The organism is Brevundimonas fontaquae (assembly GCF_017086445.1).
Classification (GTDB): Bacteria; Pseudomonadota; Alphaproteobacteria; order Caulobacterales; family Caulobacteraceae; genus Brevundimonas; species Brevundimonas fontaquae.
This window is the reverse complement of record NZ_CP070968.1, coordinates 2,110,919-2,124,822: the sequence shown is the minus strand read 5'-3', so window position 1 is coordinate 2,124,822 and position 13,904 is coordinate 2,110,919. Positions and strand designations below refer to the sequence as shown.

Below are 13,904 nucleotides of genomic sequence, written 5' to 3'. Positions count from 1 at the left end.
TCATGGCCCGCGTCACCGTCGAAGACTGCATCGAGAAGGTTCCGAACCGCTTTGGTCTGGTGCTGATGGCTGGCCACCGCGCCCGCAGCATCGCCAACGGCGCCGCCCTGACGATCGACCGCGACAACGACAAGAATCCTGTCGTCGCCTTGCGCGAAATCGCCGACGACACCGTCGTGCCGGACGAACTGCGCGAAACCATCATCACCACGCTGCAACGCGTCGATGAGCGGACGGAAGCCGAGGATGAGGCCGAAACGGTCGCCCTGCTGGCCTCGCCGCAGCACATGAACATGGCCGAGGCGGAACTGATCCGCGCCCTGCAAAGCGACCGCGACGGCGGTCAGGAGGAGCGGTACTGACGCCCGAGGGAGCCCCTGGCGTCACTATCCTGCCGGCGCGGACCGAGACGGTTCCGCCGGCGCCCCAAGCTGCAAACAAAAACGACCCTCAGACGGCGCTCGTCGATCCGGCGCCGAAGCCCAAGCGCGCGCCGATCCTGCGCCAGTTCGAGCTGATCGAGGCGGTCAAGGCCTACGACCCTACCGCCGACGAAGCGCTTCTCAACCGCGCCTACGTCTATGCGATGAAGATGCACGGTTCGCAGTTGCGAGCCTCGGGCGATCCCTATTTCGCCCACCCGATTCAGGTCGCGGGCATACTGACCGACTACAAGCTCGACACTGCCACCATCGTCACCGCCCTGTTGCATGACGTGGTCGAGGACACTTCGGCGACGCGCGACGACATCGCCGGCATGTTCGGTGAAGAGGTCGCGGTCCTGGTCGAGGGCGTGACCAAGCTGTCGCGGCTGGAGCTTCAGGCCGAACACACGCGCCAGGCCGAGAACCTGCGCAAGTTCATTCTGGCCATCAGCCGGGACGTGCGCGTGCTGCTGGTCAAGCTGGCCGACCGTCTGCACAATATGCGCACGCTCCAGTTCGTGAAGCCTGAGAAGCGCGAGCGGATCAGCCGCGAAACGTTGGAAGTCTATGCGCCCCTGGGCCGGTCGATTGGCATCCACTCGATCGCGTCCGAGCTGGAAGAACTGGCTTTCACCCATCTGAATCCAACGGCCAAGACCGCCATCGAGCGGCGGCTGGAGGCGTTGAAGCTGGAGCATGGCCGCGCCATCGACGGCGTGGCGAGCGAGGTCGAGCGGGTCCTGTCCGAGGCGGGTCTGAAGGCCAATGTCTATGGCCGACAGAAGACGCCCTATTCGATCTGGCGCAAACTTCAGCGCAAGTCGGTCGGCTTTTCGTCCCTGTCGGACATTTACGGCTTCCGCGTTATCGTCGAGGCGGAGGACGACTGCTATCGCGCGCTGGGTGTGATCCACCGCGAATGGCCGATGGTGCCCGAGCGGTTCAAGGATTTCATCTCGACGCCTAAGTCGAACAACTATCGCTCGTTGCACACGACCGTCGTCGGCCCCCGGGGCCTGCGGATCGAGATGCAAATCCGCACCGAGGACATGGACCGGATCGCCGAGGACGGGGTCGCCGCCCACTGGCGTTACAAGAACCATTCCTACGGCTTCGACCGCGAGGCGATGGAACAGGGCGGCGGGCGTGACCCGCTTCAGAACCTGCGACACTTGGTTCAGGTGATCGAGCACGGCGAGGGCGGCGAGGACTGGGTCGAGCACGCCAAGCTGGAAATGTATCTGGACCAGGTTTTCGTCTTCACGCCGAAGGGGCAACTGGTCACCCTGCCTCGCGGGGGAATGCCTCTGGACTTCGCCTATGCCGTCCACACCGAGGTCGGCGACACGGCCGTCGGCGTCAAGGTCAATGGGGAGTTGAAGCCCATGCGCACGCCGCTCCAGAACGGCGACGTGGTCGAGATCATCCGCGGCTCCAAGCGCGAAGTGCCTGCCGACTGGCGCAGTCTGACGGTCACGGGCCGCGCGCGTTCCGCCATTCGCCGTCATATCCGCACCTCCGAGCGCGAAGAGTTCATCAAGCTGGGTCGCGTCGCGCTGGATCAAACCCTGGGCCGGGTCGACAAGGCCCTGACCGACGTGTCGCTGAAGCCAGTTCTGGAACTGCTGGCGGTCGCGAGTGACGACGATCTGTTTGAAGGCCTGGGTCGCGGGCGGTTATCGCCGACGACGGCGGCCGAAATCCTGTTCCCCGCGCTGAAGGGGCGGCTGAAGGCCGGGCCCGAGAAGCAGCGCATCGAGGGCGAGAAGGCGCGGCTGTTCGTGCGCGGCGGGGGGCTGACTCCCGGCGTGTCGGTACACTTCGGTCAATGCTGCACGCCCGTTCCGGGCGACCGGATCGTCGGCATTCTGGAGCCCGAATCCGGCCTGACCGTCCACACCATCGATTGCCAGACCCTGGCCGCCTTCGCCGATGACGATTCGGTCTGGCATGACTTGCAATGGACGCCTCAGGCCGAGACGGACGCGGTCGCCGCCGCTCGTATTCGCGCGACGATCCGCAATGCGCCGGGCGTACTGGGTCAGGTCACGACCCTGATCGGCGAGGCCGGCGGCAACATCATCAACCTGTCGATGGCGCACCGTCAGCAGGACTTCTTCGACGTGGACGTGGATGTCGAGGTCGAAGACGCCAAGCATGCCACCATGATCATGGCGGCGCTGAGGGCCAATCCGTCGGTCGATTCCGTCGAGCGTGCGCGGGGGGAATGAGCGACCCTATAAAGCCAAACGCGGCGCAGATGGCCTCGCCGTCCTATCGCATGGCGGCGATGGATCAGGACTTCCTGCTGGGCGATTCGATGCGCGGCGTGCGGTTCTTGATGGAATACGCCAAGCCTGAGGAGGCGTTGAGGGCCTGGGGCGTGCGCTCGACCCTCGTGGTCTTCGGCAGCGCGCGCGTCCGTGAAGGCCACCGTTGGTATGACGAGGCGCGCGCCTTTGGTCGACTAGCGTCCGAGCGGGGCGGAGCCCTGCGAGGTCGCGTCGGCGAACCCCGCGACAATGTCATCGCCACCGGCGGCGGCCCCGGCATCATGGAAGCGGCCAACCGCGGGGCCATGGACGCGGGCGCGCCGTCCGTCGGTTTCAACATCACCCTGCCGCATGAGCAGGAGCCGAACGCCTATTCGACGCCGGAGCTGACGTTCCGCTTCCACTATTTCGCGATGCGGAAGATGCATCTGGCGATGCGCGCCAATGCGCTGGTGGTGTTTCCCGGCGGCTTCGGCACCTTCGACGAGATGTTCGAGATGCTGACCTTGCGCCAGACGAAGAAGGCGCCGCCGGTTCCGGTCGTTGTGGTGGACAAGGCCTACTGGACCTCGGTGATCGGTTTCGACGCTCTGGTCGAACATGGAATGATCGCGGCCTCCGACTTGGACCTGATCGGTTTTGCCGAGGACGCGGAGGGCGTCTGGGCGGAACTGCTCTCGCGCGGGCTGCGGCCGAACGAAAACATCGAATGAAGCGTCGCCGCAGGGTTCATCCGCGCGCGATCCGGGTCTAGAACCCTGTCATGAACACTGAAGACGTCCTCAACGAATTTCGCGACGCCGGCGCCCTGCGCGAAGGCCATTTCGTCCTGTCGTCGGGTCTGCACAGCTCGGTCTTCCTGCAGAAAAACCTGGTCTTCATGGACGGCGCGCGATGCGAGCGGCTGTGCAAGGCGCTGGCGGACAAGATCACGGCCACGGTTGGCCCGGTCGATGTCGCCATCTCGCCGGCTGTAGGCGGCATCATCCCCGGTTACGAGACGGCCAAACACCTGAAGGTCCGTTCGATGTATGTCGAGCGCGAGGGCGGGGATTTCAAACTGCGTCGCGGCTTCTCGGTCGAGCCGGGCGAAAAGGTCGTCATGGTCGAGGATATCGTCACGACCGGGCTGTCGTCGCGCGAATGCATCGCCGCCATCCAAGCCGCCGGGGGCGAGGTGATCGCCGCCGCCTGTATCGTCGATCGCTCGGGCGGCAAGGCGGATGTGGGCGTGCCGCTGGTCGCCTTGGCGTCGCTGGACGTGCCCGCTTACCCAGCCGACGCTCTTCCGCCTGAACTGGCCGCGCTTCCGGTGGAAGATCCGGGCAGCCGCAGATTGTCGAAGTAGAGCCATGCGCGAACAGGTCAGGCTGGGCGTCAACATTGACCATGTCGCCACGGTGCGAAATGCGCGGGGAGGGACGCATCCCGATCCTGCGCGCGCGGCCGAGGCGGCGCTGGCTGCCGGGGCTGACGGAATCACCGCTCACCTGCGCGAAGATCGCCGCCACATCACCGACGCCGATATCGACGTGCTTAGCGCTCTTTGCTCCCGCGCTGGCAAGCCGCTGAATCTGGAAATGGCGGTGACGGACGAGATGCTGGCCATCGCCCTGCGCCACCGGCCGCACGCCGCCTGTCTGGTGCCCGAGCGGCGCGAGGAGGTCACGACCGAAGGCGGTCTGGCGGTCGCCGGACAGGAGGCGCGCATCACGCCTGTGGTGAAGGCGCTGGCGGACGCCGGCATCCGGGTCTCGCTCTTCATCGAACCGACCGAAGCGCAGGTCGAGGCCGCCGCCGCCGTGGGCGCCCAAGTGGTCGAATTCCACACCGGCCGCTACTGCCATCTGACCGATCCGGCAGAGCGAGAGGTCGAGTTCGAACGCCTCGCCGCAGCCGCAGCCCAGGCCGACATCCTGGGGCTGGAGGTCCATGCAGGCCACGGGCTGGATTACGACACGGCTCCGCGCATGCTGGCGATCCCGGAAATCCGCGAGCTGAACATCGGCCATTTCCTGATCGGCGACTCGATCTTCATCGGCCTGGACGGGGCGATCCGCCGGATGCGAGCGGCGATGGATGCGGCGAAATGATCATCGGCGTCGGCGCAGATTTGTCTGACATCCGACGCATCCAGGCGTCGCTGGATCGGTTCGGCGATCGTTTCAAGACCCGCTGCTTCACCGAGTTGGAACGCACCCGCTCAGACCGGAAGCCCGACCCGGCCTGGAGCTACGCCAAACGGTTCGCCGCCAAGGAGGCCTGCGCCAAGGCCTTGGGCACAGGCATGCGGGCCGATGTCTATTGGCGCGACATGGGGGTGGTGAACCTGCGTACGGGTCAGCCGACGATGACGCTAACCGGCCACGCGGGTGAGCATCTGTCGCGTCTGACGCCGCCCGGACACGAGGCGAAAATCCACCTGACGCTGAGCGACGAACATCCCTATGCGCTCGCCTTCGTGGTGATCGAAGCCTTGCCGCAGTCGTAATCAGGTTATAGGCGTGCGCGATGACCGCGCGGACGCGGCGAGGATGCCTGATCGCATGAGCGAAGACCAAAAGCCCGACGACGCCAATCGCGACGCCACCCCCGAAGAACGATTTGCGGCCTCGGAGGCGGACGCTCCGGTCAAGTCGGTGCAGGAGCCGACGACGGCGACCCAGAAGGTCTATGCCAAGACGCCCAAGGGCGGTGACAAGGCGACCTCGGCGGCCAGCGAAACCGGCGAAATCTTCAAGACCATCGTCTTCGCCCTGCTGATCGCGATGGTGCTGCGCATCTTCCTGTTCCAGCCCTTCACCATCCCGTCGGCCTCGATGGAGCCGAACCTCTACGAAGGCGACTATATCGTCGTCTCCAAGTGGTCGTATGGCTTCTCCAAGCACTCGATCCCGTTCAGCCCGCCGCTGTTCGACGGCCGGATCATGGGTTCGGCGCCCAAGCGCGGCGACATCGTCGTGTTCAAGCTTCCGCGCGACAACAAGACCGACTTCATCAAGCGCGTGATCGGCCTGCCCGGCGACCGCATCCAGATGATCGCCAACAAACTGTATATCAACGACAAGCCCGTGCAGGACGTCGTGGTCAGCGAGCAGGAGATCAACGACATCTTCGGCCCACGCCCGGTGACCGAGGTCCGCGAGACCCTGCCGGAAGGCAAGAGCTTCATGACCCAGGACTTCGGTCCCGGAAACGACCTGGACGACACCCCGGTCTATGAAGTCCCGGCCGGCCACTACTTCATGATGGGCGACAACCGCGACAACTCGATCGACAGCCGCGTCGAACAGTCCAGCGGCGTGGGCATGGTCCCGGCCGAGAACCTGGTCGGCAAGGCGCAGATCATCCTGTTCTCGTGGAAGCCCGGTTCGTCGCTGTGGAACCCGGTCAGCTGGTTCAACGTGCGGCTCGACCGGTTCTTCAACGTTCTGCACTGATGGCCAATCTGAGAGCCGAAGCGGTCGTGGCGCTGGAAACGCGCCTGGGACACAGGTTCAACGACAAGGCCCTGCTGGAGCGCGCCCTGACACATGCCAGCGTGGGCGAGGGGGCGCCGGTCGGCATCCACGGTCCACGCGACAATGAGCGGCTGGAGTTTCTGGGCGACCGGGTGCTGGGTCTGCTGGTCGCCGAGCGCCTGTCGGCTCAGTTTCCGACGGCGGACGAGGGCCAGCTGTCGTCGAGGCTGCATGCCCTGGTTGACAAGGGGGCCTGCGCCCGCGTCGGTGAGGCGCTTGGCGTGGGTCCTGCGCTGCGGCTCTCGCCCGGCGAGACCAAGACTGGCGGGCGCCGCAAGGCCGGCGTCATCGCCGATGCGGTCGAGGCCATATTGGCGGCCGTCTATCTGGACGGCGGGCTGGATGCCGCCAAGGCCCTGTTCGAACGGGCCTGGTCCGACGAACTGTCGGCGCCGCCGTCCCGCACAGTGACCAATCCCAAATCGGCGCTTCAGGAATGGGCGCAGGGCCAGGGCAGGCCGCTGCCGACCTATCGCATCGCCGATCGAACGGGTTCGGATCATGCGCCGACATTCACCGTCGAAGTGTCAGTGCAGGACGTGCAGCCCTTGACCGCACAAGGGCGTTCGCGTCAGGAGGCGGAGAAGGCGGCCGCAACGGCTCTCCTCAAACGTGAAGGCGTCATTTGACCGATATCGAAAACCAGCGCGCAGGCTTTGCCGCCATCATCGGCGCACCCAACGCCGGCAAGTCCACGCTGGTGAACCGGCTGACCGGGTCCAAGGTCTCGATCGTTACGCAAAAGGTGCAGACGACGCGCTTCCCCGTGCGCGGCATCGCTATGGAAGGCGACGCCCAGATCGTGCTGGTCGACACGCCCGGCATCTTCACCCCGCGCCGTCGTCTGGACCGGGCCATGGTCGCCTCAGCCTGGGGCGGCGCGGAAGATGCGGACATCGTCGTTCACCTGATCGACGCCCAGTCCCACATCAACGCCGATGGCCGGGAGGGCACGGCGGCCGATCGTCGCTCGGCCGAGGACACCGAGACCATCATCGCCAACCTGCAGGCCACCGGGACCAAGGTTGTTCTGGCGCTGAACAAGATCGACGGCATGCGCCGCGATACCCTGCTGGCGCTGTCGCAGACGCTGTTCGAAAGCGGCGTCTATTCCGAGGTCTATATGATCTCGGCGGCCAATGGCGACGGCGTCGAGGACTTGAAGCAGCGTCTGGCCCTGTCCATGCCCAAGGGGCCGTGGCTGTATCCCGAGGACCAGGCGGCCGACGTGCCGGTCCGGGTTCTGGCCGCCGAAATCACGCGCGAGAAGGTCTATCTGCGCGTCCACGAGGAGTTGCCCTATTCGGCGGCGGTGGAGACCACCAGTTTCGAGGATCGCCCCGACGGCTCGGCCCGGATCGAACAGACCATCTATGTCGAGCGCGAGAGCCAGCGGCCCATCGTTCTCGGGAAGGGCGGCCAGACCCTGAAATGGATCGGCCAGAAGGCGCGCGAGGAGCTGAACGAAATCCTGGGCCGCCAGGTCCACCTCTTCCTGACCGTCAAGGTCGATCCGAAGTGGCAGGACAGCCGCGCCCTCTATGCCCAGTTCGGTCTGGATTTCGACGTCTGAGTTCCTGTGTTTGATGTGCCGCGTACCGCCGGGGGGCATCCCCGGCTCGTTCTGGGCGTCCTTGGGGCGCTGATCCTCGGCGGCGCGGTCTGGGGCGGGATCGCCACGGCCGTGGCGCCCAAGACCGATGTGGAACTGGCGACCGAGCGCGCAGATGCGCCGCCGCGACCACCCGTGGTCGTGGTTCAGGACCTGCCGCAACTGGCCGCGCGCCTGGATCGCGAAGCCGCGTCAGGACGTTTCATGGGCGCGGTTTTGGTGGCCAAGGGCGACAAGGTCCTGTTCCGCCAGGTCTATGGCAAGGCCAACTACGAGCAGAATCAGCCGCTGGCGCTGGGCTCGCGCTTTCGCCTGGCCTCGATCTCCAAACAGTTCACGGCGACGGCGATCCTGAAGCTTCAGGACGAGGGCAAGCTGAACGTCTCCGATCCGGTCTGCAAATGGATACAGCCCTGTCCGCAGGCCTGGGCGCCGATGCGCATCAGCCATCTGCTCTCGCACACCTCGGGCATTCCCGACCTGATGGCGCGGCCCGGCTGGGGCATGCGCCGCACGACCCCGGCGACGCTGGACGAACTGACCGAAGATTCAAAGCGCTTCGGTCTTCAGTTCGAGCCGGGCGCCAAAGTCCGGTACGACAACGCCGGTTTCAATCTGGCCGCCGCCATCGTCGAAAAGGCCAGCGGCAAGCCCTTCCAGACCTATATGCGCGAGACCTTCTTCAAGCCTCTCGGCATGAAGGATAGCGGTCTTGATCTCGATGGCGGCGATCACGGCGTCATCATGGGCTACGCCAACTTCCCCGGCGGTCTGGCGGCCCAGCCGAACGCCAACACCTCTATCGTGGCGGGCGCCGGCGCGGTCTATTCGACACTGGACGATCTGCTGGTCTGGCAAAGGGCGCTGCACCGCGGCGGCCTGCTGACCCCCGCCAGCTATCAGCAGATGCTGGCTGACCACGCGCCGGCCGACACCAAGCCGAACGAGCGCAGCCATCCGCGTCGGGATTGGGGTTTCGGCATCTTCGCCAATCGCCTGGGCGATCAGGTGCGACCCAGCTTCCAGGACCGCCAGATCTATCATACGGGCAGTTGGGGCGGGTTCCGCAATCTGATGCTCTATCAGCCGGACGCCGACGTGACGGTTATCGTCCTGTCCAACAACTATCACCTGCGTGATCAGGTCTTCCTGATCAGTCAGCAGGCGATGGCCGAGGCCTTGGGCCACGAGTTTCCGACGACGCTGGCGCGCTAGATCGGCTTCATCGAGCCCGTCTCGATGAAGCGTTGGTGCCAGGACAGGGCCTCGTCCAGCAGGTGCGGGGACTGCAAGCCGTACGATCCCTTCAGCGCCCGTGCATAGTAATCGACTAGGGCATCGCGATAGTCGGGATGGGCGCAGTTGGCGATGATGACCCTGGCGCGCTGCTTGGGCGAAAGGCCGCGCAGATCGGCCAGACCCTGTTCGGTGACCAGCACCTGCACGTCCTGTGTGATGTGATCGACATGGCTGGCCATGGGCACGATCGCGGAAATCTTGCCGCCCTTGGCCGTCGAGGGCGTAACGAAGCAGGAAATGAAGGCGTTGCGCGCGAAGTCGCCCGATCCTCCGATGCCGTTCTGGATGCGCGATCCCATGACCTGGGTCGAGTTGACGTTGCCATAGATGTCGGCCTCGATCAGTCCGTTCATGGCGATGCAGCCCAGGCGACGGATCAGCTCCGGGTGGTTCGAGATTTCCTGCGGGCGCAGGATGATCTTGCCCTGGAACTCGGCCATTCGCCCATTGAGATCCGCCGCCGCCTCGGGGCTGAGTGAAAAGGCGGTGGCCGAGGCGACCGTCAGTTTGCCCGCGTCCAGCAGGTCCAACATCCCGTCCTGGATGACTTCGGTGTAGGCGGCCATCCGTTCGAACGGACTGTCCATCAGGCCGGCCAGCACGGCATTGGCGACATTGCCGACACCGGATTGCAGCGGCAACAGGGCGGCGGGCAGGCGTTCGACCTTCACCTCGTGCTTCAGGAATTCGATCAGATGGGCGGCGATGGCGCGCGCGGTGGCGTCCGGCGCGGCGAAGGGCAGGTTGCGGTCCGGTGCATCCGTCTCGACGATGGCGACGATCTTGTCGGGGTCGCAACGCAGGCTGGGCTGGCCGATCAGCTGGTCGGGCCGGGTCAGAGGAATGGGCACGCGATCGGGCGGCAGGGCGGTGCCATAGTAGATGTCGTGCATGCCCTCCAGCGCAGCGTTCTGCCAGCGGTTGACCTCCAAGATCACGCGGTCGGCGCGGTCGAGCCAAGTCTTGTTGTTGCCGATGGACGATGATGGCACCAGCGAACCGTCGTCATTGACCGCCGACACTTCGATCACCGCCGTATCCAGCGGCCCCAGCACGCCCTGCCAGACAGCGGGCGCCAGCTGGCTGAGGTGCATGTCGAGGTAGTCCATCTGGCCCGAGTTGATCTTGTCGCGCGCGATGGGGTCGGAGTTGTAGGGCAGACGCAGTTCGATTCCGTCGGCCTTGGCCAAGGCGCCGTCCAGCTCCGGCCCTGTCGAGGCGCCGGTCCACAGATTTAGGCGAAAGGCGTCCCCGGCGGCGTGGGCGTCCTCGATCCGCTGGGCCAGCTGGGGCGGCACAGCCTTGGGATAGCCCGATCCAGTGAAGCCGCTCATGCCGACGGTCGAGCCGGGGGGGATCAAAGCGGCGGCGTCGTGGGCCGACATGACCTTGGATTTCAGGGCTTGGCTGCGAATGCGCGATGACATGGTGACTGTGGGCTGCGGCCGGGGAGGGCCTTCGGGCGACGCGACTTCCGGTCCGGGCTAGGCCGGGCGACGACGGTGATCCATTCGACCTTGGTCGAGGCCATGCACGCCGTCCATGATCTTGATCAAGGCGGGAACGCAGGATGCGAGCATCTGTCAGCGGGAAGCCTGCGAAAAGGTCCGCCGATGGAAGCCCTTATCATGCCGGCGCAAAGCTGGGTCTATTGGGAACTCGGGCCGGGACCGCTGAAGCCGGAAACCTATGCCGTTCTAAAAGGCGGAGACTAGGCGCCCGATTGCCGCTTGCGGCGGGACGGTGGGAGCTGCACCTTCCTGACTGATGAAGGGAGATCGCCATGTTCACCGCCTTGATAGCCGCCCTGGCACTGTCGCAAGCCGCGACGCCGGCCCCGACCGCTGAGGCGCAGGTGGCGTCGGTGTTGGATCGCCTCAATCAGGCCTCATCCACCGCCGACGAAGCGGCCTATTTCAGCCTGTTCGCCCCCGATGCGCGCTTCGTCGGTACGGACGCAAACGAGCACTGGACGATGGCCCAGTTCCGCGCCTTCGCCGAGCCGTGGTTCAAACACGACAGCGCCTGGTCGTTTCCCGCGACGTCCCGAACCATCACCATCGCCCCGATCGACTGCCGCTGCATCGCCTGGTTCGAAGAGAAGCTAGCCAGCCCGTCCTACGGCGAGACGCGCGGCTCGGGCGTCATGCGCCTGACCGATGACGGCTGGAAAATCGAGCAGTATGTGCTGAGCCTCGCGGTGCCGAACGAGAAGGCCGATGCGGTCGTCGCCCTGATCAAAGGTGAGGCGGTGCCCGCGCATTGAGGCGGAACGTATGGCCAACCTCGTGGGGCCGCGCTAAGCCGTGGCCATGGATTTCCACGAAGAGGCGTTCGTCCTGTCGGCGCGGAGCCACGGCGACACGGGCGCCGTGGTTGATCTGCTGACCGAGAACCACGGCAGGCGCTCTGCCTATGTGGCGGGCGGAGCGTCACGCAAGATGAAGCCGTTCCTGCAGGCGGGCGCGCGAGTCGTGGCCGATTACCGCGCCCGCACCTCGGATCACCTCGGCGCGGTGCGGCTGGAGCCGGTAGGCGAGGGGCCCAGCGCCCTGTTCGACGACGCACTGGCGCTGACAGGGCTGGCGGCGGCGGCAGGCGTGACCCAAGGCGCGTTGCCGGAGCGTGAACCGCATCCTGGCGTCTTTCTGGCGTTCGAGGCGCTGATGGCGGCATTCGAAATGCCTGCGGTCTGGCCTGCGATCTTCGTGCGGTTTGAGGCGGGCCTCTTGGAAGATCTGGGCTTTGGACTGGACCTGTCGAAATGCGCCGCCACTGGCACGGCCGACGACTTGATCTACGTCAGCCCGCGCACCGGCCGGGCGGTCAGTCGTGACGCCGGCGCTCCTTATGCAGACAAGATGCTGCCCCTTCCGCCCTTCATGCTGGGCGCCCAATCCGGTCTGATCGAGGGCGACGTCCGGGCCGGGTTCGACCTGACGGGGCATTTCCTGGAGCAGTTCGTCTTCCACCCGCAGAACAAGCCCCTGCCGCCTGCACGCGTGTGGATGCTGGACAAGCTGGGCGACGCCGGTCGGCTCTAGCCGAAAGTGAAGGCGAAGACCTGAATGCCGGGATCCAGGAACTCGATCTCGAACGTCCGTTCGCGCACCGCGCCCGTCTGACGCACCAATTGGTACAGTCGCTCGCCGTCGACCCGGCCGAGGCCCTGGGCGTTGATGTCGCTGCCGGCGTTCGCGCCCGGCGCCGCGCCATCGATCCGGACGCGGAAGCGAACCGAGACGCCCGGCTTACTGGGGCCTATGACCAGATGGAGATCGCGCGCCTTGAAGCGGAAGGCGATACGGCCGCCGGCCGTCTGCAGGTCGGCATGCTCACGCGTCACACGCCAGCGGCCCGACAGGCTCCAATCGTTCAGTTTCAGCGGCGCGGCGACATAGTCCTTGATTACGTCGTTGGCCAAGCCGCCGGGCGAGCGGAAGTTCTCGGCGCGGCCATAGCCGACGTAGGTCTCCGGCGATGCGACCTGGGCCATGTCGGCGGCGGCCTCTGCGCCCTGCGCCTGGACCGTAACGACGCTGCTGGCGACGTTCGCGGCGCCCGCTTCCTTCAGAAGTTGCTGGATCACGCGTTCGGAGCCCGCATAGTCCCCTTCGCCGAAGTGGTGGTGACGGATCTGGCCCTTGGCGTCGATGAAGTAATGGGCGGGCCAGTACTGGTTCTTGAACGCCCGCCAGATGGCGAACTCATTGTCCATGGCGACCGGATAGGTGATGCCAAGGCGCTGGACGTTCTGGCGGACGTTGGCCTCGGATTTCTCGAAGGCGAACTCGGGCGTATGCACGCCGATCACCACCAGACCCTGGTCCTTGTACTTCTCGGCCCAAGCGCGGACGTAGGGGATGGAGCGGATGCAGTTGATGCAGGAGTAGGTCCAGAAATCGACCACCACAACCTTGCCCTTCAGCTGCTCGGTCGTGAGCGGTGGGGTGTTGATCCAGGTCGTCGCGCCCATCAGCGGCGGCATCATCCCTTCGACCGGCAGATTGGCCAGATCGGCCGGGGCCTGGTTCGTCGGCATGCCGCGCCCGATCCCGCCCAGCAGCGCCTGTTCGATCCGGCCCGTGCTGGCGGCCGAAATCCGGGTCAGCAGTCCTGTATCCGCCCCCAGGCCGATGATGACCACGCCGATCAGCACCAGAACGCCCAGGCCGCGCCTTACCCATTCGCCGACGCCTAGCGCGCCCTTCATAGCCTTGAACACGCGACCGCCGACCAACAGGGCCAGACCCAGCGATGTCGCTGCGCCCGCTGCATAAGCCAGCAGCAAAACCGTCGTTCCGACGCCTGCGCCCTGAAGCGCTGCGCCCGTCAGGATCACGCCCAGAATGGGTCCGGCGCACGGGGCCCAAAGCAGCCCTGTCGCGACGCCGAGCAGCAGGGATGAGCGCACGTCGCCCTGATCTCCCCCTTGACGCTCGGCGCGATCGGTCAGCCAAGACCCCGCCGCCACGAAAGGCCGCATCAGGCGATCGCCCATGGCCGGAAACAGCAGGCTGACGCCCAGCACCGCCATCACAGCCAGGGCGATCCAGCGCCCGACCTCATTGGCTCGAACCGCCCAGCCGCCGCCCAGCGCCGCCAGCGTCGCCACGCCCGCGAAGGTCACGGCCATCCCGACCAACAACGGCAGACCGTTGCGGATGAAAGGCCGATCCGCCCGCGCGAAGACGAAGGGCAGAACCGGCAGGATGCAGGGACTGACGATAGTCAGAACGCCGGCGAGATAGGACAGCAGGAACAGGATCATGGC

14 protein-coding genes are annotated in these 13,904 nt (G+C 65.8%); 12 read left to right on the top strand and 2 right to left on the bottom strand.

Going from position 1 to position 13,904, the window contains the following annotated elements:
* The first annotated feature begins 2 nt into the window (after nt 1–2).
* The 10 genes from rpoZ (at nt 3) to JX001_RS10375 (ending at nt 9,046) form a co-directional block, all read left to right on the top strand.
* Nucleotides 3–362: a DNA-directed RNA polymerase subunit omega gene (gene rpoZ, locus JX001_RS10420; protein ID WP_017504892.1), complete on the top strand. Its 360-nt coding sequence runs from the start codon at nt 3–5 to the stop codon at nt 360–362.
* A 224-nt stretch (nt 363–586) separates the two neighbouring features.
* The gene (locus JX001_RS10415; protein ID WP_066551498.1) at nt 587–2,656 is read left to right on the top strand and encodes a RelA/SpoT family protein; all 2,070 of its coding nucleotides are present in this window, start codon (nt 587–589) and stop codon (nt 2,654–2,656) included.
* On the top strand, nt 2,653–3,411 hold the full coding sequence (locus JX001_RS10410) for an LOG family protein (protein WP_241004610.1): 759 nt from the start codon (nt 2,653–2,655) through the stop codon (nt 3,409–3,411). The genes JX001_RS10415 and JX001_RS10410 overlap by 4 nt, the downstream gene beginning before the upstream one ends.
* A gap of 50 nt (nt 3,412–3,461) precedes the next feature.
* Entirely contained in the window at nt 3,462–4,046 is a 585-nt protein-coding gene (gene pyrE / locus JX001_RS10405) for an orotate phosphoribosyltransferase (protein ID WP_205681018.1), read from the top strand.
* A 4-nt stretch (nt 4,047–4,050) separates the two neighbouring features.
* Nucleotides 4,051–4,791, top strand: a complete 741-nt coding sequence (locus tag JX001_RS10400) for a pyridoxine 5'-phosphate synthase (RefSeq protein WP_205681017.1) — start codon at nt 4,051–4,053, stop codon at nt 4,789–4,791.
* Nucleotides 4,788–5,189 (top strand): holo-ACP synthase, encoded by a 402-nt coding sequence (gene acpS / locus JX001_RS10395; protein ID WP_205681016.1) that lies wholly within the window; start codon nt 4,788–4,790, stop codon nt 5,187–5,189. The genes JX001_RS10400 and acpS overlap by 4 nt, the downstream gene beginning before the upstream one ends.
* A 55-nt stretch (nt 5,190–5,244) precedes the next feature.
* Nucleotides 5,245–6,138 (top strand): signal peptidase I, encoded by an 894-nt coding sequence (gene lepB, locus JX001_RS10390; protein ID WP_091746762.1) that lies wholly within the window; start codon nt 5,245–5,247, stop codon nt 6,136–6,138.
* Nucleotides 6,138–6,848: a ribonuclease III gene (gene rnc / locus JX001_RS10385; protein WP_205681014.1), complete on the top strand. Its 711-nt coding sequence runs from the start codon at nt 6,138–6,140 to the stop codon at nt 6,846–6,848. Before lepB ends, rnc begins: the two co-directional genes overlap by 1 nt.
* Complete coding sequence (era, locus tag JX001_RS10380; RefSeq protein WP_205681013.1) at nt 6,845–7,792, top strand: GTPase Era; 948 nt, start codon at nt 6,845–6,847, stop codon at nt 7,790–7,792. The genes rnc and era overlap by 4 nt, the downstream gene beginning before the upstream one ends.
* A gap of 15 nt (nt 7,793–7,807) precedes the next feature.
* Nucleotides 7,808–9,046 carry a serine hydrolase domain-containing protein gene (locus JX001_RS10375; protein WP_241004609.1) on the top strand — a complete coding sequence of 413 codons (1,239 nt, stop codon included), beginning with the start codon at nt 7,808–7,810 and terminating at the stop codon, nt 9,044–9,046.
* On the opposite strand, the gene scpC is transcribed toward JX001_RS10375, so the two are convergent.
* The gene (gene scpC, locus JX001_RS10370) at nt 9,043–10,557 is read right to left on the bottom strand and encodes a succinyl-CoA:acetate CoA-transferase ScpC (RefSeq protein WP_205681011.1); all 1,515 of its coding nucleotides are present in this window, start codon (nt 10,555–10,557) and stop codon (nt 9,043–9,045) included. The two genes, JX001_RS10375 and scpC, sit on opposite strands and share 4 nt — an antisense overlap.
* Before the next feature lie 356 nt (nt 10,558–10,913).
* Here scpC and JX001_RS10365 point away from each other — a divergent pair, with 356 nt between their 5' ends.
* Entirely contained in the window at nt 10,914–11,396 is a 483-nt protein-coding gene (locus JX001_RS10365) for a nuclear transport factor 2 family protein (RefSeq protein ID WP_205681010.1), read from the top strand.
* Between the two features lie 46 nt (nt 11,397–11,442).
* On the top strand, nt 11,443–12,174 hold the full coding sequence (gene recO, locus JX001_RS10360; protein ID WP_205681009.1) for a DNA repair protein RecO: 732 nt from the start codon (nt 11,443–11,445) through the stop codon (nt 12,172–12,174).
* On the opposite strand, the gene JX001_RS10355 is transcribed toward recO, so the two are convergent.
* Nucleotides 12,171–13,901 carry a cytochrome c biogenesis protein DipZ gene (locus JX001_RS10355; protein WP_205681008.1) on the bottom strand — a complete coding sequence of 577 codons (1,731 nt, stop codon included), beginning with the start codon at nt 13,899–13,901 and terminating at the stop codon, nt 12,171–12,173. The genes recO and JX001_RS10355 overlap by 4 nt on opposite strands.
* Nucleotides 13,902–13,904: the final 3 nt, after the last annotated feature.

Excerpts from the sequence above, each read along its gene's own strand:
- rpoZ (WP_017504892.1), top strand. The coding sequence starts at position 3 with ATGGCCCGCGTCACCGTCGAAGACTGCATCGAGAAGGTTCCGAACCGC.
- JX001_RS10415 (WP_066551498.1), top strand. The coding sequence starts at position 587 with ATGAAGATGCACGGTTCGCAGTTGCGAGCCTCGGGCGATCCCTATTTC.
- JX001_RS10410 (WP_241004610.1), top strand. The coding sequence starts at position 2,653 with ATGAGCGACCCTATAAAGCCAAACGCGGCGCAGATGGCCTCGCCGTCC.
- pyrE (WP_205681018.1), top strand. The coding sequence starts at position 3,462 with ATGAACACTGAAGACGTCCTCAACGAATTTCGCGACGCCGGCGCCCTG.
- JX001_RS10400 (WP_205681017.1), top strand. The coding sequence starts at position 4,051 with ATGCGCGAACAGGTCAGGCTGGGCGTCAACATTGACCATGTCGCCACG.
- acpS (WP_205681016.1), top strand. The coding sequence starts at position 4,788 with ATGATCATCGGCGTCGGCGCAGATTTGTCTGACATCCGACGCATCCAG.
- lepB (WP_091746762.1), top strand. The coding sequence starts at position 5,245 with ATGAGCGAAGACCAAAAGCCCGACGACGCCAATCGCGACGCCACCCCC.
- rnc (WP_205681014.1), top strand. The coding sequence starts at position 6,138 with ATGGCCAATCTGAGAGCCGAAGCGGTCGTGGCGCTGGAAACGCGCCTG.
- scpC (WP_205681011.1), bottom strand. The coding sequence starts at position 10,557 with ATGTCATCGCGCATTCGCAGCCAAGCCCTGAAATCCAAGGTCATGTCG.
- JX001_RS10365 (WP_205681010.1), top strand. The coding sequence starts at position 10,914 with ATGTTCACCGCCTTGATAGCCGCCCTGGCACTGTCGCAAGCCGCGACG.
- recO (WP_205681009.1), top strand. The coding sequence starts at position 11,443 with ATGGATTTCCACGAAGAGGCGTTCGTCCTGTCGGCGCGGAGCCACGGC.
- JX001_RS10355 (WP_205681008.1), bottom strand. The coding sequence starts at position 13,901 with ATGATCCTGTTCCTGCTGTCCTATCTCGCCGGCGTTCTGACTATCGTC.